22 protein-coding genes are annotated in these 23474 nt (G+C 62.6%); 20 read left to right on the forward strand and 2 right to left on the reverse strand.

Translation table 11 applies throughout. From position 1 onward, the window contains the following. The first annotated feature begins 138 nt into the window (after positions 1-138). The 3 genes from ABID59_RS36035 (at position 139) to ABID59_RS36045 (ending at position 3940) form a co-directional block, all read left to right on the forward strand. Positions 139-1362: a glutamine synthetase family protein gene (locus ABID59_RS36035; RefSeq protein ID WP_354086502.1), complete on the forward strand. Its 1224-nt coding sequence runs from the start codon at positions 139-141 to the stop codon at positions 1360-1362. Between the two features lie 182 nt (positions 1363-1544). Continuing rightward, entirely contained in the window at positions 1545-2717 is a 1173-nt protein-coding gene (locus tag ABID59_RS36040; protein WP_354032151.1) for an iron-containing alcohol dehydrogenase, read from the forward strand. Continuing rightward, positions 2714-3940 carry a Zn-dependent hydrolase gene (locus ABID59_RS36045; protein ID WP_354086503.1) on the forward strand — a complete coding sequence of 409 codons (1227 nt, stop codon included), beginning with the start codon at positions 2714-2716 and terminating at the stop codon, positions 3938-3940. The genes ABID59_RS36040 and ABID59_RS36045 overlap by 4 nt, the downstream gene beginning before the upstream one ends. 42 nt (positions 3941-3982) lie before the next feature. Here the strand turns inward: ABID59_RS36045 and ABID59_RS36050 are convergent, their stop codons facing one another. Then, entirely contained in the window at positions 3983-4108 is a 126-nt protein-coding gene (locus tag ABID59_RS36050; protein WP_283812701.1) for a hypothetical protein, read from the reverse strand. 93 nt (positions 4109-4201) lie between these two features. Between ABID59_RS36050 and ABID59_RS36055 the strand changes: the two genes are divergently transcribed. The 10 genes from ABID59_RS36055 (at position 4202) to ABID59_RS36100 (ending at position 14345) form a co-directional block, all read left to right on the forward strand. Then, positions 4202-5362 carry a transporter substrate-binding domain-containing protein gene (locus tag ABID59_RS36055; RefSeq protein WP_354032153.1) on the forward strand — a complete coding sequence of 387 codons (1161 nt, stop codon included), beginning with the start codon at positions 4202-4204 and terminating at the stop codon, positions 5360-5362. Next, on the forward strand, positions 5359-6024 hold the full coding sequence (locus ABID59_RS36060) for an ANTAR domain-containing response regulator (protein ID WP_354086504.1): 666 nt from the start codon (positions 5359-5361) through the stop codon (positions 6022-6024). Before ABID59_RS36055 ends, ABID59_RS36060 begins: the two co-directional genes overlap by 4 nt. Positions 6025-6034: 10 nt before the next feature. Beyond that, on the forward strand, positions 6035-7288 hold the full coding sequence (locus ABID59_RS36065; RefSeq protein WP_354086505.1) for an urea ABC transporter substrate-binding protein: 1254 nt from the start codon (positions 6035-6037) through the stop codon (positions 7286-7288). Positions 7289-7399: 111 nt separating this feature from the next. Continuing rightward, positions 7400-8272: an ABC transporter permease subunit gene (locus tag ABID59_RS36070; protein ID WP_354032155.1), complete on the forward strand. Its 873-nt coding sequence runs from the start codon at positions 7400-7402 to the stop codon at positions 8270-8272. 15 nt (positions 8273-8287) lie between these two features. After that, complete coding sequence (locus tag ABID59_RS36075; RefSeq protein ID WP_148749109.1) at positions 8288-9352, forward strand: branched-chain amino acid ABC transporter permease; 1065 nt, start codon at positions 8288-8290, stop codon at positions 9350-9352. After that, positions 9352-10068: an ABC transporter ATP-binding protein gene (locus ABID59_RS36080; RefSeq protein WP_354086506.1), complete on the forward strand. Its 717-nt coding sequence runs from the start codon at positions 9352-9354 to the stop codon at positions 10066-10068. The genes ABID59_RS36075 and ABID59_RS36080 overlap by 1 nt, the downstream gene beginning before the upstream one ends. Position 10069: 1 nt before the next feature. Further along, positions 10070-10789, forward strand: coding sequence for an ABC transporter ATP-binding protein (locus ABID59_RS36085; protein ID WP_148749216.1), 720 nt, complete (start codon positions 10070-10072; stop codon positions 10787-10789). A gap of 30 nt (positions 10790-10819) precedes the next feature. Continuing rightward, on the forward strand, positions 10820-11809 hold the full coding sequence (locus ABID59_RS36090) for an acetamidase/formamidase family protein (RefSeq protein WP_354086507.1): 990 nt from the start codon (positions 10820-10822) through the stop codon (positions 11807-11809). Positions 11810-11822: 13 nt separating this feature from the next. After that, complete coding sequence (locus ABID59_RS36095; protein ID WP_354086508.1) at positions 11823-13562, forward strand: nitrilase-related carbon-nitrogen hydrolase; 1740 nt, start codon at positions 11823-11825, stop codon at positions 13560-13562. A gap of 21 nt (positions 13563-13583) precedes the next feature. Then, positions 13584-14345 (forward strand): SDR family NAD(P)-dependent oxidoreductase, encoded by a 762-nt coding sequence (locus tag ABID59_RS36100; protein WP_354086509.1) that lies wholly within the window; start codon positions 13584-13586, stop codon positions 14343-14345. A 529-nt stretch (positions 14346-14874) separates the two neighbouring features. Here ABID59_RS36100 and ABID59_RS36105 read toward each other — a convergent pair. After that, on the reverse strand, positions 14875-15939 hold the full coding sequence (locus tag ABID59_RS36105) for a LacI family DNA-binding transcriptional regulator (protein WP_354086510.1): 1065 nt from the start codon (positions 15937-15939) through the stop codon (positions 14875-14877). A gap of 178 nt (positions 15940-16117) precedes the next feature. On the opposite strand from ABID59_RS36105, the gene ABID59_RS36110 reads away from it, so the two are divergent. The 7 genes from ABID59_RS36110 (at position 16118) to ABID59_RS36140 (ending at position 23474) form a co-directional block, all read left to right on the forward strand. Beyond that, positions 16118-17362 carry an ABC transporter substrate-binding protein gene (locus tag ABID59_RS36110; RefSeq protein ID WP_354086511.1) on the forward strand — a complete coding sequence of 415 codons (1245 nt, stop codon included), beginning with the start codon at positions 16118-16120 and terminating at the stop codon, positions 17360-17362. Positions 17363-17439: 77 nt separating this feature from the next. Further along, positions 17440-18318, forward strand: a complete 879-nt coding sequence (locus tag ABID59_RS36115; protein ID WP_148749102.1) for a carbohydrate ABC transporter permease — start codon at positions 17440-17442, stop codon at positions 18316-18318. A gap of 5 nt (positions 18319-18323) precedes the next feature. After that, on the forward strand, positions 18324-19208 hold the full coding sequence (locus ABID59_RS36120; protein WP_502916854.1) for a carbohydrate ABC transporter permease: 885 nt from the start codon (positions 18324-18326) through the stop codon (positions 19206-19208). 6 nt (positions 19209-19214) lie between these two features. Beyond that, complete coding sequence (locus tag ABID59_RS36125; protein WP_354086513.1) at positions 19215-20300, forward strand: ABC transporter ATP-binding protein; 1086 nt, start codon at positions 19215-19217, stop codon at positions 20298-20300. Between the two features lie 25 nt (positions 20301-20325). Beyond that, the gene (locus tag ABID59_RS36130) at positions 20326-21087 is read left to right on the forward strand and encodes a sugar phosphate isomerase/epimerase family protein (protein WP_354086514.1); all 762 of its coding nucleotides are present in this window, start codon (positions 20326-20328) and stop codon (positions 21085-21087) included. A 13-nt stretch (positions 21088-21100) separates the two neighbouring features. Continuing rightward, the gene (locus ABID59_RS36135; RefSeq protein ID WP_354086515.1) at positions 21101-22261 is read left to right on the forward strand and encodes a Gfo/Idh/MocA family protein; all 1161 of its coding nucleotides are present in this window, start codon (positions 21101-21103) and stop codon (positions 22259-22261) included. Between the two features lie 157 nt (positions 22262-22418). After that, positions 22419-23474 carry a sugar phosphate isomerase/epimerase family protein gene (locus ABID59_RS36140; RefSeq protein WP_148749097.1) on the forward strand — a complete coding sequence of 352 codons (1056 nt, stop codon included), beginning with the start codon at positions 22419-22421 and terminating at the stop codon, positions 23472-23474.

Below are 23474 nucleotides of genomic sequence, written 5' to 3' on the forward strand. Positions count from 1 at the left end.
GCAAGAAACGTAAAATCCGCCGCCGATGCCAGGGCTCTGGTCGAGGAGCGAGGCCTGTCCCACGTCAAGCTTGGGATTGTCGATCTCGACGGCGTCATTCGTGGAAAATATCTCGCGCGTGACAAGTTCTTTGGCGCATTGGAGGGCGGCCTCAGCTTCTGCGACATCATCTTCGGTTGGGATTCCAACGACCAGATGTACGACGCCGGCAAGTTTACCGGGTGGCACACGTCTTTTCCGGACGCCACTGCCCGCATCGATCCGGCGACCTGCCGCGATATCCCGATGGAAGAGAACATGCTGTTCTTCCTCGGCGAGTTCGAGGGCGAAGCGGAAAAGCTGTGCCCGCGCCGGCTGCTCCGCCGGGTCATCGATCGTGCCGAAGGCATGGGATTTGCCCCGTCAGTGGCGGCCGAGTTTGAATTCTTCGTGTTCGATGAAACGCCGCACAGCGTGCGGGAAAAGAGCTTTCGCGGGCTGAGGAATCTCACGCCGGGCTGGTTCGGCTATTCCATGCTGCGCGCCTCGGTGGAGTCGGAATTCCATCGCTCGCTGCTCAAGCTGTGCGACGAGATGGATATGCCAATCGAGGGTCTGCACACCGAGACCGGCCCCGGAGTCCTGGAAGCGGCGATCCTGTACACCGATGCGCTCGCGGCGGCGGATCGCGCGGTGCTGTTCAAGACCTTTTCGAAAGTCTGGGCCGAGCGCCAAGGCAAGATGCTCACCTTCATGGCCAAATGGTCGAACGCGTATCCCGGCCAGTCCGGGCACCTGCATCTCTCGCTGCGCGACAAGGACGGCAATCCGGCATTTTACCAGAGCGGGCGTCCAGGCAACATGTCCGATACCATGCGCTGGTTTGTCGGCGGTCAGCAGGCATTACTGCCGGATCTGCTTGCGATGGTTGCGTCCACCGTGAACAGCTATTCGCGTCTGGTACCGGGCTTCTGGGCACCGACGGATGCGACCTGGGGAATCGAGAATCGAACCTGTGCGCTGCGGGTCATTCCAGGCAAGCCGGCTAGCCAACGAGTCGAGTACCGGGTCGCCGCCGCCGATATCAACCCGTACCTTGCGATTGCCGCGGCGCTGGGATCGGGACTCTGGGGGATCGAACACAAGATCGAACCGAGCGAGCCAATCGTCGGGAATGCCTATGAGCGAAGTCACCCGCCCGAGCGTGTGTTTCCGCGCACGCTGTCGGAAGCCGCCGAGCGATTGATGGCTTCGCAGGCGGCCCGCAATCTGTTTGGCGACGTCTTCGTCGATCACTACGCCATGACACGACAGTGGGAGGAGCGCGAATTCCGCAAGGCCATCACCGATTGGGAGCTTGCTCGCTATTTCGAGATCATCTGATCCCGCTTCTCCTTCCCTCGAACGAGTAACTTTCCGTGAACGACTTTGTCTGCATTTCACCGATCGATGGCAGCGAGGTTGCCCGCCGCCCAATCGCAGCCACCGGCATGTCGCGCCTCGGCTTTGAGGCGCTGACCCGACCAAAATCATTCCACCTTCGCATCGAGCACTGAGAGCCGCATATGGATGTCCAAATCACCGGGGCCTGGAATTTTCCGACCCGCGTCATCGCCGGTCCGGGACGCATCGCCGAGCTTGCCGAGGCGTGCGGGACATACGGCCTTGCCAGGCCTCTGCTGGTGACCGACCATGGTCTTGCCAAGACCGACCTCATCGCCGGCATCGTCAGTCGCGTTCGCGAGGCGGATATCCCGCTCGGCGTATTCTCCGACGTGAAGGCCAATCCGACGGAATCGAATTTGCGTGCGGGTGTTGCGGCATTCAAGGCGGGCGGCCATGACGGCGTGATCGCGGTCGGGGGAGGTTCGGCGCTGGACGTCGGAAAATGCGTTGCGTTCATGGTGGCGCAGTCGCGACCTGTATGGGACTTCGAGGACGTCGACGACTGGTGGACCCGCGCCAACACGAATGGCATCGTACCGATCATCGCCGTGCCGACCACGGCCGGCACGGGTTCCGAGGTGGGCCGTGCCGTCGTGATCACGCGCGAGGACACCCATGAGAAGAAGATCATCTTCCATCCGATGATGATGCCGAAGATCGCGATCGAGGATCCCGAGCTTGCAATTGGGCTCCCGCCGTTTCTGACGATGGCGACCGGCATGGACGCGCTGTCGCACTGCTTCGAGGCTTATTGCGTCAAGGTATTTCATCCGCTCGCCGACGGCATTGCCCTTGAGGGGATGAAGATCGTCGACACCTACCTGCCGCGTGCGGTCGAGAATGGTCGCGATCTCGAAGCCAGATCGTACATGTTCGCGGCTGCGTCGATGGGAGCTACCGCGTTCCAGAAGGGACTGGGCGCAATCCATTCCGTTTCCCATCCGGTCGGTGCGCGCTACGACACCCATCATGGACTGACCAATGCTGTGGTCTTTCCTTACGTCGTTGTCTGCAATAAAGATGCGATCGCCGACAAGATTCCGCACATAGCTCGCGCGCTGAATTTGCCGAACCATGGTTTCGATGCGGTTTTGTCCTGGATCCTGGCCTTGCGAAAGAAGCTTGGCGTGCCGCATACTTTGGCCGAGCTCGGTGTGAAGGAGAGTGACGCCCGGGCAATTGCGGCCGATGCGGTGAAGGATCCGACGGCGGGCGCCAATCCCCGGCGGTTGACCGAAGCGGAGTTCGAGCAACTGACGCTTGCGGCCATTCGCGGCGATCTCGGAACATGATCGCGTTGCACGATCTCATCGCAGGCTTTGCGGTGATTGGTGCGACCGATGACGGCGGCGTCTGCAGGCTTGCAGCAACGGCGCTCGACAAGCAGGCGCGAGATCTGTTTCTGCGCGAGATCGGCGAACGCGGCCTCGCGCCGAGGATCGATGCGATCGGCAACATGTTCGGCGTCGCAATTCTTGCCCCTGCGTCGGACGACGTCGTGATCACCGGCTCGCACCTCGATTCTCAGCCGACGGGCGGTCGATACGATGGTGCCTATGGTGTGTTGGCAGGACTCCTTGCGGTGGAAGCGGTCAGGGAGCGTTGTCTTGCGACCCCCGGCGCCGCACGACGTAATCTGGCTGTCGCAAACTGGACCAATGAGGAGGGAGCCCGTTTTCAGCCCAGCCTGACCGGTAGCTCCGTCTTCGCCGGCAGCTTGAGCTTGCAGGATGCCTATGCCTGCGCAGACGGCGACGGCGTCACGCTCGGCGCCGCGCTGGCCGCGATCGGCTATTGTGGTGTCACGCCACTCGAGCTTTGCCCGGTACGCTATGTGGAACTTCACGTGGAGCAGGGCGATCGGCTTGAGCAGACCTCAGGGGACATTGCCGCGGTTTCCGGCGCCTGGATGACCCGCAAGATATCGGTCGTCTTCGAGGGTGATTATTCGCATACGGGACCGATGCCGATGTCGATGCGCCGAGACGCGCTGCGCGCGGCCGCGCGTGCGATCGAATCCCTCTATGTCGAAGTCGCGCGCGAGAACGCCGGCGCGCATGCCTCGGCGGCTCGCATCAGTGTCTACCCGAATTCGCCGAATGTGGTGGCGGGCCAAGCGAGGGTCTGGTTCGAGATCCGACACGAAGACGAAGCCGTCGTTGTCGCTATCAGTGACCGATTTCTGAAGCGGATCGAGCGAGAGGCTCGCGAGATCGGAGTCGGCATCTCGATAGCCGCCGACGAGAGGCGGTCGGCCCCCTTGCTCGATCCGGCTGGTGTCGAGTTGATCATGGCCGTTGCGAGCGATCTCGGCTGCAAGGCCATGACACTCAAGACCATCACGGGGCATGATGCCCTGGCGATCCAGAAACGCATTCCGGCTTCACTCATATTCGTGCCCAGCCAAGGCGGCCTCAGCCACAATCCGCGTGAATTCACGGCACCTGAAGCTCTCGACAAGGGCTACGCCGTGCTGGTCGAGACATTGTGGCACATGGTCACTGCGCAAGAGTGACGCCCGAACGGGCCAGCGCTTGAACCACCTTGCACAGTTTTGCTACAGGCCGGCACGAATTGCGGCAATTTCCGCTGCAACAACGCGCTTGACATAATATCCGATCTCAACGACCGTATCGCGCAAGCGTAGGGCAAGACGGCCCATCAACGCGGTGAGTTCAACCATTTCCAACGCCACGCTTTCATCGCGTGTTCGGTTGGCGGCGAGGGCGCCCTCGGCTTCACAGCCGACGGGCGCTTTTTTGTTTTGGATCGAGTGATGGCGCAGAAGCGGTATCGAATTGGCGTGATGTTCTCGACGACGGGCTCCTACAGCGTCGTCGCGCGCTCGATCCTTAACGGCGCATTGCTGGCCTTCCAGGAGGTCAATGCGAGCGGTGGCGGCATCGTATTGGAGCCGGTCGTGGTCAATCCCTCCGGCGACCTTGCTCGTTATCGTTCGCTCAGCCTCGAACTCCTGGGGTCCGGCATTCGCCAGGTGGTCGGCTGCTACACCTCGTCGAGCCGCAAGGAGGTGATCCCGTGCTTCGAGAAGTTCGATGGACTGCTGTGGTATCCGTCTCACTACGAGGGTTTCGAGAGTTCCGATAACGTCATCTACACCGGCGCCGCACCGAACCAGCACGTGCTGCCGTTGGTCGATTACCTGGCATCCCGGGTCGGCTCTCGCGCTTTCTGCGTGGGCTCCAACTACATCTGGGCCTGGGAGAACAACCGCATCTTTCGCGAGGCGCTGATAGCGCGCGGCGGCGCCGTGCTCGCCGAGCGCTATCTTTCGGTCGGCGATACCGAGGTCGACCAGGTGATCGCGGCCATCATCGATCAGCGACCCGATTTCGTCTTCAACAATCTGATCGGCACGAGTGCCTATGCCTTCTTCCGCGCGTTCCGTGCCGCCTGCCGCGCCCGCGGCATCGACCAGGCCGCCGAAATTCCGGTCGCGAGCTGCACGCTGTCGGAACCGGAATTGCCGGAAATCGGCCCGGACGCGGTCGATGGGCACCTGTCCTCGAGTGTCTATTTCTCCTCGCTGAATTCTCCCGAGAATGCCGCCTTCATTCGCGCCTACACGGCGTCTTTTCCGGATGGACCGGTGTCGTCGGCAGATGCTGAATCCTCCTACATCGCCGTCAAGCTGCTCGCAGCGGCATTGGCGCAGGCCGGGACTGACGACGCCCGCACGGTGCGCGCCGCTGTGGCCGATCAACGACTGCGCGCCCCGCAAGGGGAAGTCCGCATCGACCGGCAGACCTTTCACGCTTGGCTCACGCCACGGATCGGTCGCTCGGCCGCCAACGGGCAGTTCGAGGTGCTGCTGGAATCCCGCGAGCCGATCGCGCCAGATCCGTATCTTGTTCAGTCGTCGCCGCGCTTTGCCAGCGCGATGCGCTCTCCGCTGTTGAAGGTGGTGCAATCATGAGCTCCCGACTGCTACAGAACTTCAAGGGCGGCCGCGCCATCGTCGTCACCCGGCGAGGCGGATGGGAAAGCACGCTCGAAACAACGCTCGCCAAGCTCGGGGTCTCCACTGAATATCCGGAGATCATCGATAGCCACGCGCAGATCGACGTTGCGAGCCTTCAGGCCGACCGGGACATCCTGTTCGTCGACGGCGACCTCGAAGGCGCGGTTGCGATCGAGGTCAACCCGGCTTCGCGGCTACCGCCGGTGCCGGTGATCGGGCTCGTCGGCGTCGAGGCGCCAAGCCGGCTCAAGGCGCTGGTTAATCTCGGCGCCACCTCATTCCTGCGCAAGCCGGTGCATGGTGGCGCGGTCTATACGTCGCTTTTCATGGGCATCAACCAGTTCCTGCTGCGCGCTGAAATGTTTGAGCGTCTGCAGGACCTCGAGGAGCGCCGTCGCGGCCGCCGCGCGGTGATCCGGGCCGTCATCCTGCTGATGCAGCAGGATGGCTTTGACGAGGAGGGTGCCTATTCCCGGCTCCGTCGCGAAAGCATGCGCGCGCGGCAGAACATGGAACTCTATTGCGAGGAGTTTCTGAACAAGCGGGCGAAGCCGCCCGATACGACGGGCCGCACGACCGGCATCATGCTGCAAGGCGGCGACAAGCAAGCCATCTAGGAGAAGCAAAATGAGCAAGTCTGTATTGCGGGGGCTGCGTGCCGCAGCCCTCACGGGGACGCTTGTCCTCGGATCACATCTTGGATCAGCCCCGGCACTCGCCGCGGAAAATCCGATCAAGCTCGGCGTGCTGGAGGATCAGTCCGGCGACTTCGCCGCGGCCACCATCGGCAAGGTCCACGCCATCGAGCTCGCCGCCGAGGAAATCAACAAGGCCGGCGGCATCATGGGCCGGCCGCTTGAGCTCGTTCCTTACGACACCCAATCCGACAACACCCGCTACCAGGAGTTCATGCGGCGCGTGCTCCAGCGCGACAAGGTCGACGTCGTGTTCGCGGGCTTCTCTTCGGCCTCGCGCGAGGCCTACCGCCCGATCGTCGATCAGTTCAACGGCTTCGCCTTCTACAACAATCAGTATGAAGGCGGCGTCTGCGACGGCCACATGATCGTCACCGGCGCGGTGCCCGAGCAGCAGTTCTCCACGCTGATCCCCTACATGATGGAGAAGTACGGCAAGAACGTCTACACGCTGGCGGCCGATTACAATTTCGGTCAGATCTCGGCGGAGTGGGTACGCAAGATCGTCAAGGAGAACGGTGGCAAGATGGCCGGCGAGGAATTCATCCCGCTCGGCGTGTCGCAATTCTCGCAGAGCATCCAGAATATCCAGAAGGCCAAGCCCGACTTTGTGGTCACGCTGCTGGTCGGCACCGCACAGGCCTCCTATTACGAGCAGGCGGCTTCCGCCAACGTCAACCTGCCGATGGCGTCCTCGGTCAATGTAGGGCAGGGCTACGAACACAAGCGCTTCAAGCCGCCGAGCCTGAAGGACATGTACGTCACCACCAATTACATCGAGGAGATCGATTCGCCCAGGAGCAAGGCGTTCTACGCCAAGTTCAAGGCGAAGTTTCCGAGCGAGCCCTATGTGAACCAGGAGGCGGAAAACTCGTATCTCGCCGTCTATCTCTACAAGCAGATGGTGGAGCGGGCGAAATCGACCAAGCGAGAGGACATCCGAAAGGTGATCGCGATGGGAGATGTCTGCATGGATGCGCCGGAGGGCAAGGTCTGCATCGACCCCAAGAGCCAGCATATGTCGCACACGATCTATCTGGCCAAGGTGGGTGCCGACCATTCGATCTCCTTCCCGAAGACCTGGGAGGACATCAAGCCGTACTGGCTGGGTGACGCCGGCTGCGATCTCACCAAGAAAGATCCGATGGCCCAGTACACGCCGTCGAATCCGCCGCCGAAACCCTGACCCGGCGGCTGATCGCTCCGGCCCTCCGGGCACGCGGCGTTGCCGGCGGGCCGGGGCGATCACGGACATCTGCGGCGGTGACGCCGCGTCTTCCTACAAACTGGTTGGTTCATGGACATCGCGACCCACGTCTTTTCGGCGCTCTATCAATTCGGTGACGCCTTCGCGTTCCTGGTGCTGTCGGCCTGCGGGCTGGCGGTGATCTTCGGCATGATGGGCGTGATCAATCTCGCTCATGGCGAGTTCATCATGTGCGGTGCGTATGTGACGGCGGCGACCGTGCATGCGGGCTTGCCGCTGCCGCTGGGCATACTGGCAGGCACGATCATATCCGCGCTCGTCGGCGTCCTGGTCGAGCTGGCGGTCATCCGCCATCTCTACGACCGGCCGCTCGACACCATCGTCGCGACTTGGGGCCTCAGCCTGATCGCCACGCAGGGCACGTTGATCATGGTCGGATCGACCATGGCCGGCGTCGGCACGCCGTTCGGCAGCTTTCAAGTCGGTGACTATTCCTATTCGATCTATCGCATTGTGCTGTTCTGCGCCGCGCTCGGCGTGCTGGCCGGGCTCTACGCGCTGTTCAACTGGACCCGCTTCGGCGTGCTGGCGCGCGCCACCATTCAGGTCCCGCATATGGCCGCCGCGCTCGGGGTCGACACCCGCCTGATCTACAGCCTCACCTTCGCCTGCGGCGCGGGGCTCGCCGGTCTTGCTGGCGGTCTTTATGCGCCGACCATGACGCTGGTGCCCACCATGGGCGCGACCTTCATCATGGAGGCATTCGTCACCGTGGTAATCGGCGGCGCCGACGTGTTCCTCGGCACAGCGCCGGCCGGCGGCCTGCTTGCGATCGTGAAGTCGGGGATGACGTCCTGGCAAGGGCAGTTATTTGGTCAGATCGGTCTTTTGGTCGCCGTCATCATTGTGGTCCGGGTGCTGCCGAAGGGCATCTCCGGTTTCGTGCTGCGCGAACGAACCTGACGGAGTGATGGCGTCGTGAGCGGTTTCGTCTCTTTCTTTCGTCGTCTCGAAGGCCCGCAGACCGTCGGTCGTGGTCCAGCCTTCTGGAGCCTGTTTGCCGTCGTGATGATGATCGCGGTCGCCTATCCACTGTTCAGCGACGGCTACACGGTCGGCAACACCGTCTACTTCTTCGTCTGGGTGTTCATCGCTCTCAGCCTCTGCCTGATCTGGGGCTATGGCGGCTCACTGTCTTTCGGGCAAACCGCGTTCTTCGGCATCGCGGGTTACGGCTACGGCGTGCTGACGCTCAATTTCGGTTCGGCCTATGGCTTCACATTGGTGGCGCTGGTGGCGGCGGTCGCGATTGCGGCGCTCTTTGCGGCCTTGCTCGGCTACTTCATGTTCTTCGGCCGCATCGCCGGCGTATTCCTCGGCATCGTCACGCTCGCCGTGACCTTGATGCTGGAGCGCTTCATGGCGCAGACCGCGGGGCCGGAGTGGCACATTGGTAGCGCCCGGCTCAACGGCTTCAACGGCATGAGCGCGATGCCGCCTCTGACCATCCCCTGGCCGGGCGAGCCGATCGTGCTATTCGCCGATGTTGGGCTCTATTATTTCGTGCTTGGCCTTTTGGTCTTCGTCTATCTGGCCTTGCGCATCCTGATGAACTCGTCGTTCGGCAACGTGATCGTCGCGATTCGCGAGAACCCGGAACGGGCCGAGATGCTGGGCTACGATGTGCGCAAGTACCAGCTCATCACTTTCGTCATCGGCGCCGTGCTCGCGGGGATATCAGGCGTGCTCTACACGGCGTGGGGACAATATATCACACCGTCGAGCATGGGTATGACGGCAGCGGCGCTGCCGCTGATCTGGGTTGCCGTCGGCGGCCGCAGCGATCTGACCTCGACCGTGGTCGGCACGCTGGTCGTGCTGGCGGCATTCCAGGCGCTTACGATCTACGGAAGCCAGTATGCGCTCGTCTTCATGGGTGTGCTGCTGGTGCTGACCGTCCTCATTGCCCCGAACGGCCTCGTGCTCGGAACGATGAACTGGCTCGGACGGCTCGCCGCGCGTATCACCCAAAGGGCCGGCTGATGGCGTTGCTCGAGCTTCGTAAACTGAACAAGCATTTTGGCGGCCTGCACGTCACCAATGCCGTTGACCTCACGTTGGAGGCGGGTGAGATCCACTGCCTGATTGGCCCGAACGGCGCCGGCAAGAGCACGCTGTTCCGCCTGATCCTCGGTGAGCACCATCCCGGCAGCGGCGATGTCCTCTTCGCGGGAGAGAACATCACGGCGCTGAAGTCGTTTGCGCGGATTCGCCGCGGACTGTCGGTCAAGTTCCAGGTGCCTGGAGTCTTTAGGGGCTTATCCGTCCGGCAGAACGTTGAGATCGCCTTGCAGAGCCGGCATCGCGGTAGGGAGCTCGAAGCGGAGATCGACAGACTGCTCGTCTTCCTCGGACTGGAGAGCGAGCACGCGCAGACCGCCGGCAATCTTAGCCACGGCCAGAAGCAGTGGCTTGAGATCGGCATGGCGATCAGCTTGAAACCAAGTCTTCTGTTGCTCGACGAGCCGACCGCCGGCATGTCTCCGGAGGAAACCCATATGACGGGTGAAATGGTGCAGCGGCTCAATGCCGATGGCATGACTGTGCTGGCGATCGAGCACGACATGGCCTTCGTACGCCAGGTCGCCCAGCGCGTGACCGTGTTGCATCTCGGCCAGGTCTTTGCGCAAGGCTCGATCGACGAGATCGTGGCGGACGAGCGTGTGGCGGCGATCTATCTGGGGCAGGCCCATGCTTGATATGCCGCGTAAGGAAGTGATCCTCTCGACGCTGGCTCTGCGCGCCGGCTATGGCGGCAAGCCCGTCCTGCAGGGCCTCGAGATCGAGGTGCGGGAAGGCGAGATCGTCGCTGTCATCGGACGCAACGGTGTCGGCAAGTCCACGCTGATGAAGAGCCTGATCGGGCTGGTGCCAGCAATGAGCGGCTCCATCGTCTATCGCGGCGAGGCGGTGGAATCTCTCCCGGCGCACAAGCGGGCTCGCCTCGGTATGGGTTATGTGCCGCAGGGGCGCGACGTGTTCCCGCGGCTGACTGTCGGCGAGAACGTCGCGGTCGGCGCCGCGATCAAGGGCAGCGGTATCCCCGAGGCGGGTCGGCGCAAGATCGTCGAGGCGTTTCCGATTCTCGCCGAGCGCTGGACCCAGCGTGCCGGCACCATGTCCGGCGGCCAGCAGCAGCAACTCGCGATCGGACGAGTCTTGATTGCTGATCCCAATCTCATCCTGCTCGACGAACCGTCGGAGGGCATCCAGCCCAACATCGTCCAGGACATCGCACGCAATATGGTCGAGCTCAACCGAAGGACCGGTGTGACCATCATCCTGGTTGAGCAGAATCTCGACATGATCCGCGCTATGGCGCAGCGCTGCTACGTCATGGACAAAGGCCGCATCGTCGCAAGCCTCGACCGCTCGGCGCTCGACGATGAGGCGGAGATGCGCCGCCACCTCGCGGTTTGAAAGCGACGCCTATAACCAAGGAGAACAGCAATGGCCTGGCAAAACGACTCGATTATGGCTCGCAAGGGTGTCGCCAAGGGCGAGCGCGGCAGGGAATACACGATCACCGAAACCGAGCAGGGCAAGTACCATTATGTCTACGGCCCCTATGTGAAGCCGGTGCTGACGGTTGATCCGGGCGCCGTCGTCTCCGCCGAGACGCATGACGCGTTCGAAGGCGCAATCAAGCACGAGACCGATAGCCCGTCCAAGATCCTCAACTTCCCGTTCCTCAATCCGCAGAACGGCCCGATCCACGTCAATGGCGCCGAGAAAGGCGACGTGCTGGCCGTTTATATCGAAAGCATCATGCCACGGGGACCGCAGCCGTGCGGCACCACCGTGGTCATGCCGGACTTCGGAGGGCTGGTCAGCACTGGTCAAACTGCGCTGCTCAATCCCGCGCTCCCCGAGCGAGTTAAAAAGCTCGAGATCGATGCCAAGGCCGGAACGAAGTGGAACGACAAGATCACGCTGCCCTATGAACCCTTCATAGGCACCATCGGCACCTCGCCGGAGATTGAGGCGATCTCGTCGCTGGTTCCGGACTATTACGGTGGCAACATGGACCTTCCTGATGTCGGTGTCGGTGCCGTCATTTACCTGCCGGTCAACACCAAGGGTGCGCTGCTTTATCTTGGCGACTGCCATGCCGCACAAGGCGATGGCGAGCTCTGCGGCGTCGCCATCGAGCATCCGACCGTGACCACGGTTCAGATCGATTTGGTCAAGGGCTGGACCATTGCGTGGCCGCGGCTCGAGACGAAGGAGTTCATCATGACCATTGGCTCGGCGCGGCCGATGGAGGATGCCGCCCGCATCGCCTATCGCGAGCTCTGCCGCTGGATGGCGGCCGACTACGGCTTCGACGAGATCGACGCCTACATGCTGCTAACGCAGGCCGGACGCATGCGTGTCGGCAACATGGTCGATCCCAAATATACGCTAGGCGCCTCCATCAAGAAATCCTATCTCGTCTGAGGGCGGCCGGATCATGTCCACCAAGCACAAGGTCGCCGCCGTCCAGTTCGAGCCGACCATGTTCGAGAAGGAGCGCAACATTACTCGCCTTCTCGATCTCTGCGAGCAGGCGGCGGCTGCCGGCGCAAAGCTGATCGTCACGCCGGAAATGGGAACGACGGGCTATTGCTGGTTCGACCGTGCCGAGGTCGCGCCTTTTGTCGAGACGATCCCGGGGCCAACCACGAACCGTTTCGCGGCACTGGCGCGCAAGCACGCCTGTTACATCGTTGTCGGCATGCCGGAGGTCGATGAGGACGGCATCTACTTCAACACAGCCGTCCTGATCGGCCCCGACGGCGTTGTCGGTCGCCACCGCAAGACGCATCCCTATATCTCCGAGCCGAAATGGGCGGCGGCGGGCGATCTGCACAACCAGGTGTTCGAGACGCCGATCGGGCGGATCGCACTGCTGATCTGTATGGACATCCATTTCGTGGAAACCGCGCGGCTGATGGCGCTCGGGGGCGCGGACGTCATCTGCCATATCTCCAACTGGCTGGCAGAGCGGACGCCCGCGCCTTACTGGATCAGCCGCGCCTTCGAGAACGGCTGCTACGTCATTGAGAGCAATCGATGGGGGCTTGAACGCTCCGTGCAGTTCAGCGGCGGCAGCTGCGTGATCGCGCCGGACGGGCAAGTGACGGCTGTGCTCGACAAGGGCGATGGTGTCCTGCTGTCCGAGATCAGTCTCGACGCTGCTCGCGCGCGCCGCGTGCTCGGCGAAACCGTGTTCGCGCAGCGGCGGCCTGAGCTCTATCCGGAGTTGCTCACCGATACCTTCAGCTGGAACCCGCGTGACTTCTTCGGCCTCTACGGCCACGAGCCCTGGCCAGCCGGAAAGGCTTCGCAGGTCAGCGTCGCGCAATTTGCCCCTGGCGATGACCTCAGCCAAAATCTCGCGGAGATCGCAGCACTCACGCGCAAGGCCAGCGCCGACGGTGCTGAGCTCGTTGTCTTTCCGGAGCTTGCCCTGACGGGACTTCGCGATCCCGCGACATCGGCGCAACCGTTACCGGGACCGGCGACCGACAGCCTTGCTGAGCTTGCAGCGGAACTCGGGCTGTATCTGGTCTGCGGCCTCGCCGAGCGAGACGGCGATACGCTCTACAACAGCGCCTGCCTGGTCACGCCGGATCGGGATATCTCGGTCTATCGCAAGACGCATCTCACCATCGACGAACGAAGCTGGGCCACGGCCGGTGACGGTTGGACCGTCGTTGACACGCCGATCGGCCGCATTGGGCTGCTGATCGGTCACGACGCATCTTTCCCGGAAGCGGGCCGGGTCCTGGCGCTGCGCGGCTGCGATCTCATCGCGTGTCCCGCCGCGATTAGGGGGCGCTTCAGTTCGTCGCATGCCGGGACGGAGGTCGAGCAGCCGAAGCCGATTCCGACCGGTCCGGATCCGCATCATTGGCATCATTTCCGCGTTCGCGCCGGCGAAAACAATTTGTTCTTCGCCTTCGCCAATGTCGTCGATCCCGAGCGCGGCTATCCCGGGTTGAGCGGCGTGTTCGGTCCTGACACGTTCGCGTTTCCGCGGCGGGAGGCGATCGTGGCCGACGCCGCGGGCATTGCAACCGCACTGGTCGATACGACCAATCTGGACAGCATCTATCCGACCAATGTCGTGCGTCGAAAGGATCTAGTTTCGATGCGCATGCCGCACAGCTATCGTGGATTGGTCAAGGTGGCTGCGAATAATTACTGAACCAAGAAAAGGAATCCGACCATGGATCTAGGACTGAAGGGCGCCAAGGTTCTCGTCACGGGAAGCACCAAGGGAATCGGCCGCGCGATCGCCGAGACATTTGCCGCCGAAGGCGCCGATGTCGGCGTGTGCTCTCGCAATCTGGCCGAGGTCGAGAGCACGACCGCCGCGCTCAGGGCCAATGGCATCGTGGCCTATGGTGGTGCGGTCGACGTCTCCGATGCGGCAGCACTGAAGGCCTGGGTCGGCGATATGGCGGCCAAGCTCGGCGGCATCGATGTCGTCGTCGCTAATGTCAGCGCGCTTGCCATCGGGCAGGACGACGAAAGCTGGGCGAAGGAGTTTTCGACCGACATGATGGGTACGGTTCGGCTCGTGAATGCGGCCATGCCTTATCTAGAGAAGAGTGCCGCCGGCGCGATCGTCACCATTTCCAGCGTCTCAGGGCGCGAGGTCGATTTTGCCGTGGGTCCCTACGGCACCTTCAAAGCGGCGATCATCCACTACACGCAGGGACTGGCCAATCAGCTCGCAGGGAAGGGTATTCGCGCGAACTCGGTCTCCCCGGGCAATACCTATTTCGATGGCGGGGTCTGGAACATGATCAAGGACAACAATCCCGAACTCTACAAGACTGCATTAGCCCTCAACCCGATGGGTCGGATGGGAACGCCGCAGGAAATGGCTAACGCCGTGGTGTTTCTCGCCAGCCGCGCGGCCAGCTTCATCACGGGCACAAATCTTGTCGTCGACGGCGCACTCACGCGGGGGGTGCAGTTGTAGGAAAACGTATCGGCGTTTGCCTTGCGTTGGACCTCGATAGCTCAAAATTTGCCCATGATGGATTGGAGCGAAAGTCATCGCTTGCTCGCCGAGAGCTCTGCCGCGCTTGAGGCCTACAGCGCGCTTTGGGGAATAGCCGAAAAGACCGGCTTCACAGCGTAGGAGCAAAACGGCGCATACCTCGCCATCATCTTCGAAAACGAGTGTAGCGAATGCCAGCGAGGACCATAATTGGTGTCGGGATTCGCGACGGCAGTGATGTCGATCGTCTCGACGCTCGCGCAGGGAGGGTGTTGAGCCGTCTAGCGAACGTCATGGATTCCAGTCGGGCACGGTGCAGGATCGCGTGGTGACCGGCGCTTCCGATCAATTGCTCGTGTGAGTCTTCCGCCAGACGATCGCGTTCGAAGGTGATGATCCGGTCGGCTGTGCAAATGGTGGAAAGGCTGGGGGGCGATGATAAGCACTGTCCGGTCGGTAGTGATCTGCCGCATATCCTGGCTGGGTCCAGGAGTTGCAGCCGTCCTAGCTAGCCGGACCTCGCGATTCGGAATGTACGGCCGGGACCCTTCCGGGGCGGGCGCGTGCTGTCGCGCAGCATCAGCTTGGCGGGAAGCTTGATGTGCTTCCGCAGCCCCGCCTTGCCGGTCGTCATCAGCGTGATCAGTTCGGCTGCGGCGGTGGCTCCGAGGTCGCGGCGGGGCTGGACGATGGTCGTCAAGGTCGGCTCGCAATAGTCAGCGTAGGCAATGCCGTCAAAGCCGACGACGGACAGATCGTCCGGGACGTGCAAGCCGGCCGCGTGCACGGTTTTGATCAGGCCGATCGCCATTTCGTCATTGGCCGCAAACAGGGCGGTGGGACGCGCCGCGGGATCGAGCGTCAGAAGCGCACGGCCGGCCTCGACGCCGGTGCGGAAGGTGAAATCGCCGGGCAGGATCAAGCTCGCATCGACCGCAATACCCGCCTCGCGCAAGGCCTGCCGATAGCCTTCGAGACGCTGCTGCTCCAGGATGTTGGAGTTCGGCCCCGACAAATAGGCGATGCTGGTGTGGCCCAAGTCGACCAGGTGTCGCACCGCCTCACGCGCAGTTTCAACATTGTCGATTGTGACCTGCGGGAAGTTTTCGTAGGGGATGTACTCGCAAGCGGCAACCAACGGCACACGCGCGTCGCGTAAGTCGCGGTCCGGGCTGCGCATCACGTGACCGCACAAGAGCAGTACGCCGTCGGCCTGGCCGGCGCAGATCAAGTCGACATAGCGCGCCTCCTTCTCCGGCGACCCGGCCAGATTGGCAATGATGAGTCCGTAGCCGGCGGCCGACAGCGTGTCGTCGATACCCTGTAGAACCTCAGCGAAGAACGGGTTGGCGATATCCGGCACCGCCACCAGCACGACCATGGTCTTTCGGACACGCAGGTTCCTTGCGGAAATGTTGGGCATGTAGCCCGTGTCGCGCACGGCGGCGAGTACGCGTGTGCGGGTCTCCTCAATCACGACCTCGGGGCGCGCCAGCGTCCGGCTGACGGTCGCAACCGAGACTCCTGCCAGTCGCGCGACGTCGGCGATTTTGGCCGCCTTTTGACGTGTCACTCCGGTTCGCTTGGCCATATCGAGGCTCGCCCTCTCGGCGTCATGACGGGACTTGCAAAATCTTGAAGTCCTGCTAGGATAAAAATGTAATCGATTACATTCGATGCGTAAAGCCACAACGAGCCCATAAGGGCCGCAAGCCGAATACACAGGTCTGCAAAGGCATATCCGGGAGGGAATGATGAAGCGCGCGCTGTTCGCATCGGTGGCGGTTATCGCCACGGCTTGGGTCTCGGTACCGGTCTCCGCAGAAGAGATGAAGGCCGAGGTCATCCACTGGTGGACCTCCGGCGGCGAGGCTGCCGCGGTCAAGGTATTTGCCGATCAGTTCACCAAGGCCGGCGGAACATGGATCGACAGCGCTGTAGCCGGTGCCGCCAATGCGCGAAATGCCGCGATCAGCCGCACAGTCGCCGGCAATCCACCGACCGCGATGCAACTCAACACCGGCAAGCAGTTCGACGAACTGGTGGAGGGTGATCTGCTCGCCGATGTCGATGCGGTCGCCACGGAGGGCAATTGGAAGGGCGTGATGCCTGCAGCGTTCGTTGCGGCTGCAACTCGTAACGGCAAGATGTTCGCGGTGCCGATCAACATCCATGGCCAGAACTGGCTCTGGTACAACAAATCCGTGCTCGTGTCGGTCGGCGCCGCCGAGCCGAAGACTTGGGACGACGCGTTTGCTGTTCTCGACAAGCTGAAAGCCGACGGCAAGGTGATCCCGCTGGCCTTCTCGGGTCAGAAGGTATGGGAGCGCAATCTGTTCAGCGCGGTGCTGATCGGCGTCGGCGGCGGGCCGATGTGGGTTGGGATCATGGGCAAGCGCGACGCGGCGCTGGCGCAAAGTGCCGAGTTCAAGGCGGTCGCGGTCGCCTACAAGAAGCTCAAGGCGTATGTCGATGCCGGCGCTCCCGGGCGTAACTGGAACGATGCGACCAATCTGGTCATCCAGGGCAAAGCTGGGATGCAGATCATGGGCGACTGGGCCAAGGGCGAATTCGTTGCTGCCGGCAAGGTCCCCGAGAAGGATTACGGCTGCACCGTGCTGTCCAACCACGGCGGCGGATACATGATGGGCGGGGACGTGTTCGTGTTCCCGAAGACGAAGGACGCTTCGACCACCAAGGCGCAGGTGACGCTCGCAAGGCTGATGCTGAAGCCCGAGACCCAGATTCAGTTCTCGCTGAAGAAGGGATCCATCCCCGTCCGCAGCGACGTCGATGCCTCTCAGCTCGACGCCTGCGCCCAGAAGGGCATGCAATATGTCTCCAATACCGCGCAGCAATTGCCATCGGCCGACATGCTGGCACCTCCTGCGCTTATTGGTGCGCTGGAAGATGCGATCTCGCAGTACTGGAACACCAATATGGGCGCAGACGAATTCTCCGCCAAGGTCGCCGGCGTGCTGAAGGCGCAGTACTGACGCGCCCGGCCAGGGGCGGCTGACTAGTCGGCCGCCCCAGACCGTCATCGAAACCTACCCTTGCTCGCGCGGGCCCGATGCGTCTTTCGTTGACCTCACGATTCTCCGCGATTTCCGCGCTCTTGCCGGCACTGCTGGTGATGCTCGTCGTCTATATCGGTGCCACCAGCTGGACCGTCTGGATGTCGCTGACCAACTCGCGCATGCTGCCGAACAACAATTTCGTCGGGCTTCGGCAATACGAGACGTTGCTCGGCAATGACCGCTGGATCACCTCGGTCCACAACATCGTTATCTACGGTGTGCTGTTCGTGTCGTTCGCGCTCTTGATCGGCTTCCTGTTGGCGGTTGCGATCGATCAGCGGGTGCGTGCCGAGGACACGATCCGCTCGATCTTTCTCTATCCCTATTCGATGTCCTTCGTCGTCACGGGCCTGGTCTGGCAATGGCTGCTCAACCCGACGCTCGGCATCCAGCATGTGCTGCGCAGCTGGGGCTTCGAGAACGCAACGTTCGACTGGATTGTACGGCCGGAGACCGCAATCTATTGCCTGGTCATCGCGGGCGTCTGGCAGGCTTCGGGGTTGGTGATGGCGATCATGCTCGCCGGGTTGCGCGGCGTCGACGAGGAGATCTGGAAGGCTGCGCGGGTCGACGGCCTGCCGAAATGGCGGGTCTATATGTCGATCATCATTCCGATGATGGGTGCGAGCTTTGCGACCGCCGCGGTGTTGCTCTCGACGGGCGTGGTGCGCCTCTACGACCTCTCGGTATCGATGACCAATGGCGGACCCGGCATCGCCTCGGAGGTGCCCGCCAAATTCGTTATGGATCATCTGTTCGAACGCGCCAATATCGGGCTTGCGACGGCGGCGGCCACCACCATGCTGATCACGGTGATCGCGGTCGTCGCGCCCTATCTCTACTGGCGCGCGCGCAAGGGGGAGATGCGATGACCGCGGTGGTACAGCCTTTACCCGCAGCACGGCGGCCGAAGCGCATGACCCCGGCCCGCTGGGGCCTCTATGCCTTCATCTTCATTACCGCGCTCTACTTCCTGCTGCCGCTCTATGTAATGGTCGTCACCTCGCTGAAGCCGATGGCAGAGATCCGGCAGGGCAATCTGTTGGCCTTGCCGACAGCTCCCAGCATCGAAGCGTGGGTCAAGGCCTGGACCTCGGCCTGCACCGGTCTGACCTGCCAGGGCATCAAGATCGGTTTTCTAAACTCGCTGCGCATCCTGGTGCCGTCGGTCGCGATCTCCATCCTGGTCGGCTCGCTCACCGGCTATGCGCTGTCGCTATGGCGTGTGCGCGGCGCCAACATCCTGTTCGGCGCGATGATGGTGGTCGCCTTCATTCCCTATCAGCTGTTCATCTATCCGCTGGTTCGGGTGTTCTCCTTCACCGGCCTCGGGCAGTCGCTCCTCACCATCGTGATGATCCACACGATTTTTGGCTTACCCACCATGACGCTGCTGTTCCGCAACTATTTCGCTTCGCTGCCGGTGGAGTTGTTCAAAGCCGCCCGTGTCGACGGCGCCGGCTTCTACCAGATCTATGCGCGGATCATGATGCCGATGGCCACCCCCATGATCGTGGTCGCGGTCATCTTGCAGACGACCGGCATCTGGAACGATTTCATTCTGGGGCTTGTCTTCGCCGGCCGCGACAATCTGCCGATGACGGTGCAGCTCAATAATATCGTCAATTCGACGCAAGGCGAGCGCGCCTACAATGTCGATATGGCGGCGACGCTGCTAACCGCTCTGTTGCCACTCGCCGTCTATTTCGGCTCCGGCCGGTGGTTCGTGCGCGGCATCGCCGCCGGCGCAGTGAAAGGCTGACGCAGCATGCAGAAATCGAACGTCGACATCAGGAGCCTTCAGATCGGCTTTGGCGGCCTGAAGGTGCTGGAGAATCTCAATCTCCACGTCGAGGCGTCCGAGTTCCTCGTACTGCTTGGACCGTCCGGTTGCGGCAAGTCGACATTGCTCAACGCGATCGCAGGGCTGATCGACGTCAAGGGTGGCGAGATCCATATCGGCGGCCGCGATGTCACCTGGGCAGAACCGAAGGATCGCGGCATCGCGATGGTGTTCCAGAGCTACGCGCTCTATCCACGCATGAGCGTGCGCCGGAACATGTCGTTCGGGCTGAAGGTCGCGGGAACGCCGCGGGAGGAGATCGAGCGCCGCGTCGGCGAGGCCGCGCAGATGCTGCGGCTCACCAGTCTCCTCGACCGCCGCCCCAGCGAGTTGTCCGGCGGGCAGCGCCAGCGAGTCGCGATTGGACGGGCGCTGGTACGCCATGCCGGCGTGTATTTGTTCGACGAGCCGCTCTCCAATCTCGATGCCCAGCTGCGCGCCGAACTCAGGGTCGAGATCAAGCGGCTGCATGCACGGCTCAGCGCCACCATGATCTATGTGACGCACGACCAGATCGAGGCGCTGACGCTCGCGGATCGGATCGCAGTGATGCAGGGTGGCGTGATCCAACAGCTCGACACGCCGAAGAAGATCTATCGCGAGCCGGTCAACCGGTTCGTCGCCTCCTTCGTTGGCTCGCCCGCGATGAATTTCATTCCCGGCCGGATCGCGTGTGACGGCGAGACCGGATTCATCGCCGGCGCAAACCGGCTCGGACTGAACGGCTACGCCTTCCGCGGCCTGCCGACCGACGCGCCGGCCGTTCTCGGCATCCGTCCCGAGCATATCGAGCTGACTGCGTCCGACGATCCGTCCGCAGTGTCCGCCCGCGTCGAGATGGTCGAGCCGATGGGGGCCGACACGCTGATCTGGTGCCGCCTCGCCGACGGCACGACCTTCTCCTTCCGCGATAACGCCGACGCGAAAATGCGCGAGGGCGACACGCTCGCGCTGCGGTTTCCCGCCGAGGCGCTGTCTCTGTTCGACGAGACGAGCGGACAACGCCTCTAGATCCTCCAACTACCGAAAGCGCGACATGACCAAGCCGATCGACCGATTTTCCATACAACTGTATTCAGCCCGCTCCATCACCCCGCTCGAGGCGCAGATCGCCCTGCTGTCCAGCCTCGGCTACACGATGGTGGAGCCCTGGGGCGGACTGTTCAACGATCCCGAGACGCTGAAGAGGCTCCTCGATGTCCACGGGATGACCGCGCCGAGCGCCCATGTCGGGCTCGACCGGCTGCGCGGGGACGCGGTCAGCACGGCGAGGATGTGCAAGGGACTCGGCATCGAGACCATCTTTGCGCCGGCCCCACCATTGGGCGAGCGCGAGGGCGGAGAAAAGGAATGGCGCGGCATTGGGCGCGAGCTTGCTGACATTGGAAAGGCGGTGGCCGACGAGGGGCTCAAATTTGGCTGGCACAACCATCATTGGGAATACGGCCGTAGCGGCAGCGGTAAGACCTATCTCGAATGTCTGTTCGAGGAGGCGCCCGACCTCGTTTGGGAGGCTGATCTCGCCTGGATCGTGCGCGGCGGCGGCGATCCGGTTGCCGAGATCAAGAAGCATGCGCAGCGCCTGGTCGCCTGCCACATCAAGGATCTTGCGCCATCGGGACAGTGCGTCGACGAGGACGGCTGGGCTGATCCCGGCCACGGCATCATGGACTGGCCGGCGCTGCGCGCGGCGATGATGGGGGCCAAGGTCTCCTTGTTCGTCGCTGAACACGACAAGCCGAACGACGTCGCCCGCTTCGCGCGCAGGGCGCTCGAGACCGTGACCGCTTGGACGTAACAGGGAGGGGATCATGAGCAGGCTCGGAGTCGGCATCGTCGGTTGCGGCAACATCTCGACGATCTACATGCACAACTTGCCGAAATTCCGCGATCTTAGGCTGGTCGCCTGTGCCGACCTGCGGCCCGAGGCCGCGCAAGCCCAGGCGGGGCAGTTCGGCATCGAGGCGTTGTCGATCGAGGCGCTGCTGGCGCGTCCTGAGATCCAGATCATCATCAATCTCACCACGCCGAACGCGCACTACGACGTGAGCCAAGCGGCGTTTAACGCCGGTAAGCACGTGTTCGGCGAAAAGCCGATCACTGTGGAGGCCAATGACGCCGCGACCTTGGTTGCGGAGGCGGCGCGTCGCGGCCTGAAGCTCGGCTGCGCGCCGGATACTTTCCTTGGCGGCGGCGGACGGATGGCGCGCGAGTTCGTCGATACGGGTCGGATCGGCAAGGTGCTCTATGGCACCTGTTTTCTGATGTCGCATGGCATGGAGCATTGGCACCCCGATCCAACCTTCTTCTTCAAGCCGGGCGGCGGACCGATCCTCGACATGGGCCCCTACTACCTAGCGGCCCTCATCAACCTGTTGGGTCCCGTTGCACGAGTTCAGGGGCGCGCGAGCGCCGGCTTCGCCACGCGGCTCGTCACCTCGAAGGGGCCGATGAACGGTAAAACCGTCGCGGTTGAAACCCCGACGACGGTCATGTCGCTGCTGCATTTCGAGTCGGGTGCCGACATCATCTTTGCGATGAGCTGGGACGTCTGGAAACACGGACATCCGCCGATCGAGCTTTACGGCACCGAGGGCTCGCTGCGGGTGCCGGATCCCAATTTCTTCGGCGGCGCCGTGCAATACACTGAGAAGGGTGGCGATTGGATCTCGGTCGCAGCCGACGACCGGCCGTTCGGCAAGCCCAACTGGCGCTCGCCGAATTGGGCCGATCACATGCCGAATCAGGCCAACTATCGTTGTCTGGGCGTCGCCGAACTCGCAAGTGCGGTGCTACACGGCACGCCACACCGCTCCTCCGGAGCGCTGGCGAGCCATGCGCTGGAAGTGAAGCACGCGATCCTCAAGGCCGGCGTCGAAGGCGGAGAGATCGCAGTGCGCTCGCACGTCGAGCGACCGGCCCCGCTGTCCGACCTCGAGGCGATGGCGTTGTGGGCCGGGGAGACGTTCTGAAGCCGGGACAGTCCTCAGCTAAGATTGCCCGATCTGGGTATTGGAGTGAAATGCCCGCCCGGTCTCCGGGAACCAGCAAGGGGAGGCGAGTTTTGGTGGGGTATCGAACTCAGCGGGCAGGTGCTGCTGGAGCGTCTAGGATAGAAGGAAGCATTCGATGAAGATGATCAAAGGACCAGCGATATTCCTCGCTCAGTTCGCTGCCGACGCGGCGCCGTTCAATTCCTTCGATTCGATCTGCGGATGGGCCGCCTCGCTTGGCTACAAGGGGGTTCAGATTCCGAGCTGGGATGGGCGGCTTTTCGACTTGAAGAAGGCCTCGGAGTCGCAGGACTACGCCGACGAGGTGAGAGGTATAGCAGCCCATCACGGCCTCTGCATCACCGAGCTCTCGACTCATCTTCAGGGTCAGCTCGTCGCCGTTCACCCGGCGTATGATGCGGCATTCGACGGTTTCGCCGTGCCGGAGGTGCGCGGCAATGCCAAGGCGCGCACGACGTGGGCCGTCGACCAGGTCAAGCGCGCGATCTTAGCCTCCAGGCGTCTCGGGCTCACCGCACACGCGACCTTCTCCGGTGCACTTGCCTGGCCCTATGTCTATCCGTGGCCGCAACGTCCGGCCGGCCTCGTCGAAACAGCCTTCGACGAACTCGCGAAGCGCTGGCGGCCGATCCTCGACTATGCGGACGAGCATGGCGTTGATGTTGCCTATGAGATCCACCCGGGCGAGGATCTGCACGACGGCGTCTCCTACGAGATGTTCCTGGAGCGGGTCAATAACCATACGCGCGCGAATCTGCTCTACGACCCGTCGCACTTCGTTCTGCAGCAGCTTGACTATCTGGACTACATCGACATCTACCACCAGCGCATCAAGGCCTTCCACGTCAAGGACGCCGAGTTCAACCCGACGGGCCGTCAAGGCGTCTATGGCGGGTTTCAGAGCTGGGCCGACCGTGCCGGTCGCTTCCGTTCGCTGGGCGATGGCCAAGTCGATTTCGGCGCCATCTTCTCGAAGCTCACGCAACACGATTACGGCAGCTGGGCGGTGCTCGAATGGGAGTGCGCGCTGAAGCATCCTGAGCAGGGCGCGCGCGAGGGCGCCGAGTTCATCAAGAGCCATATCATCCGCGTCACTGAGAAAGCCTTCGACGATTTCGCGGGCTCGGGCGCGGACGACACGGCGAACCGCAAGATGCTGGGCCTATCCTGA

Origin of the sequence: Bradyrhizobium sp. S3.3.6 (assembly GCF_040546905.1) — a bacterium.
Lineage (GTDB): Bacteria > Pseudomonadota > Alphaproteobacteria > Rhizobiales > Xanthobacteraceae > Bradyrhizobium > Bradyrhizobium cytisi.

What these genes read in the sequence shown, in the direction of transcription:
- ABID59_RS36040 (WP_354032151.1), top strand. Translation starts at nt 1,545, where the DNA reads ATGGATGTCCAAATCACCGGGGCCTGGAATTTTCCGACCCGCGTCATC.
- ABID59_RS36045 (WP_354086503.1), top strand. Translation starts at nt 2,714, where the DNA reads ATGATCGCGTTGCACGATCTCATCGCAGGCTTTGCGGTGATTGGTGCG.
- ABID59_RS36050 (WP_283812701.1), bottom strand. Translation starts at nt 4,108, where the DNA reads ATGGTTGAACTCACCGCGTTGATGGGCCGTCTTGCCCTACGCTTGCGC.
- ABID59_RS36055 (WP_354032153.1), top strand. Translation starts at nt 4,202, where the DNA reads ATGGCGCAGAAGCGGTATCGAATTGGCGTGATGTTCTCGACGACGGGC.
- ABID59_RS36060 (WP_354086504.1), top strand. Translation starts at nt 5,359, where the DNA reads ATGAGCTCCCGACTGCTACAGAACTTCAAGGGCGGCCGCGCCATCGTC.
- ABID59_RS36065 (WP_354086505.1), top strand. Translation starts at nt 6,035, where the DNA reads ATGAGCAAGTCTGTATTGCGGGGGCTGCGTGCCGCAGCCCTCACGGGG.
- ABID59_RS36070 (WP_354032155.1), top strand. Translation starts at nt 7,400, where the DNA reads ATGGACATCGCGACCCACGTCTTTTCGGCGCTCTATCAATTCGGTGAC.
- ABID59_RS36080 (WP_354086506.1), top strand. Translation starts at nt 9,352, where the DNA reads ATGGCGTTGCTCGAGCTTCGTAAACTGAACAAGCATTTTGGCGGCCTG.
- ABID59_RS36085 (WP_148749216.1), top strand. Translation starts at nt 10,070, where the DNA reads ATGCCGCGTAAGGAAGTGATCCTCTCGACGCTGGCTCTGCGCGCCGGC.
- ABID59_RS36090 (WP_354086507.1), top strand. Translation starts at nt 10,820, where the DNA reads ATGGCCTGGCAAAACGACTCGATTATGGCTCGCAAGGGTGTCGCCAAG.
- ABID59_RS36095 (WP_354086508.1), top strand. Translation starts at nt 11,823, where the DNA reads ATGTCCACCAAGCACAAGGTCGCCGCCGTCCAGTTCGAGCCGACCATG.
- ABID59_RS36100 (WP_354086509.1), top strand. Translation starts at nt 13,584, where the DNA reads ATGGATCTAGGACTGAAGGGCGCCAAGGTTCTCGTCACGGGAAGCACC.
- ABID59_RS36110 (WP_354086511.1), top strand. Translation starts at nt 16,118, where the DNA reads ATGATGAAGCGCGCGCTGTTCGCATCGGTGGCGGTTATCGCCACGGCT.
- ABID59_RS36115 (WP_148749102.1), top strand. Translation starts at nt 17,440, where the DNA reads ATGCGTCTTTCGTTGACCTCACGATTCTCCGCGATTTCCGCGCTCTTG.
- ABID59_RS36125 (WP_354086513.1), top strand. Translation starts at nt 19,215, where the DNA reads ATGCAGAAATCGAACGTCGACATCAGGAGCCTTCAGATCGGCTTTGGC.
- ABID59_RS36130 (WP_354086514.1), top strand. Translation starts at nt 20,326, where the DNA reads ATGACCAAGCCGATCGACCGATTTTCCATACAACTGTATTCAGCCCGC.
- ABID59_RS36135 (WP_354086515.1), top strand. Translation starts at nt 21,101, where the DNA reads ATGAGCAGGCTCGGAGTCGGCATCGTCGGTTGCGGCAACATCTCGACG.
- ABID59_RS36140 (WP_148749097.1), top strand. Translation starts at nt 22,419, where the DNA reads ATGAAGATGATCAAAGGACCAGCGATATTCCTCGCTCAGTTCGCTGCC.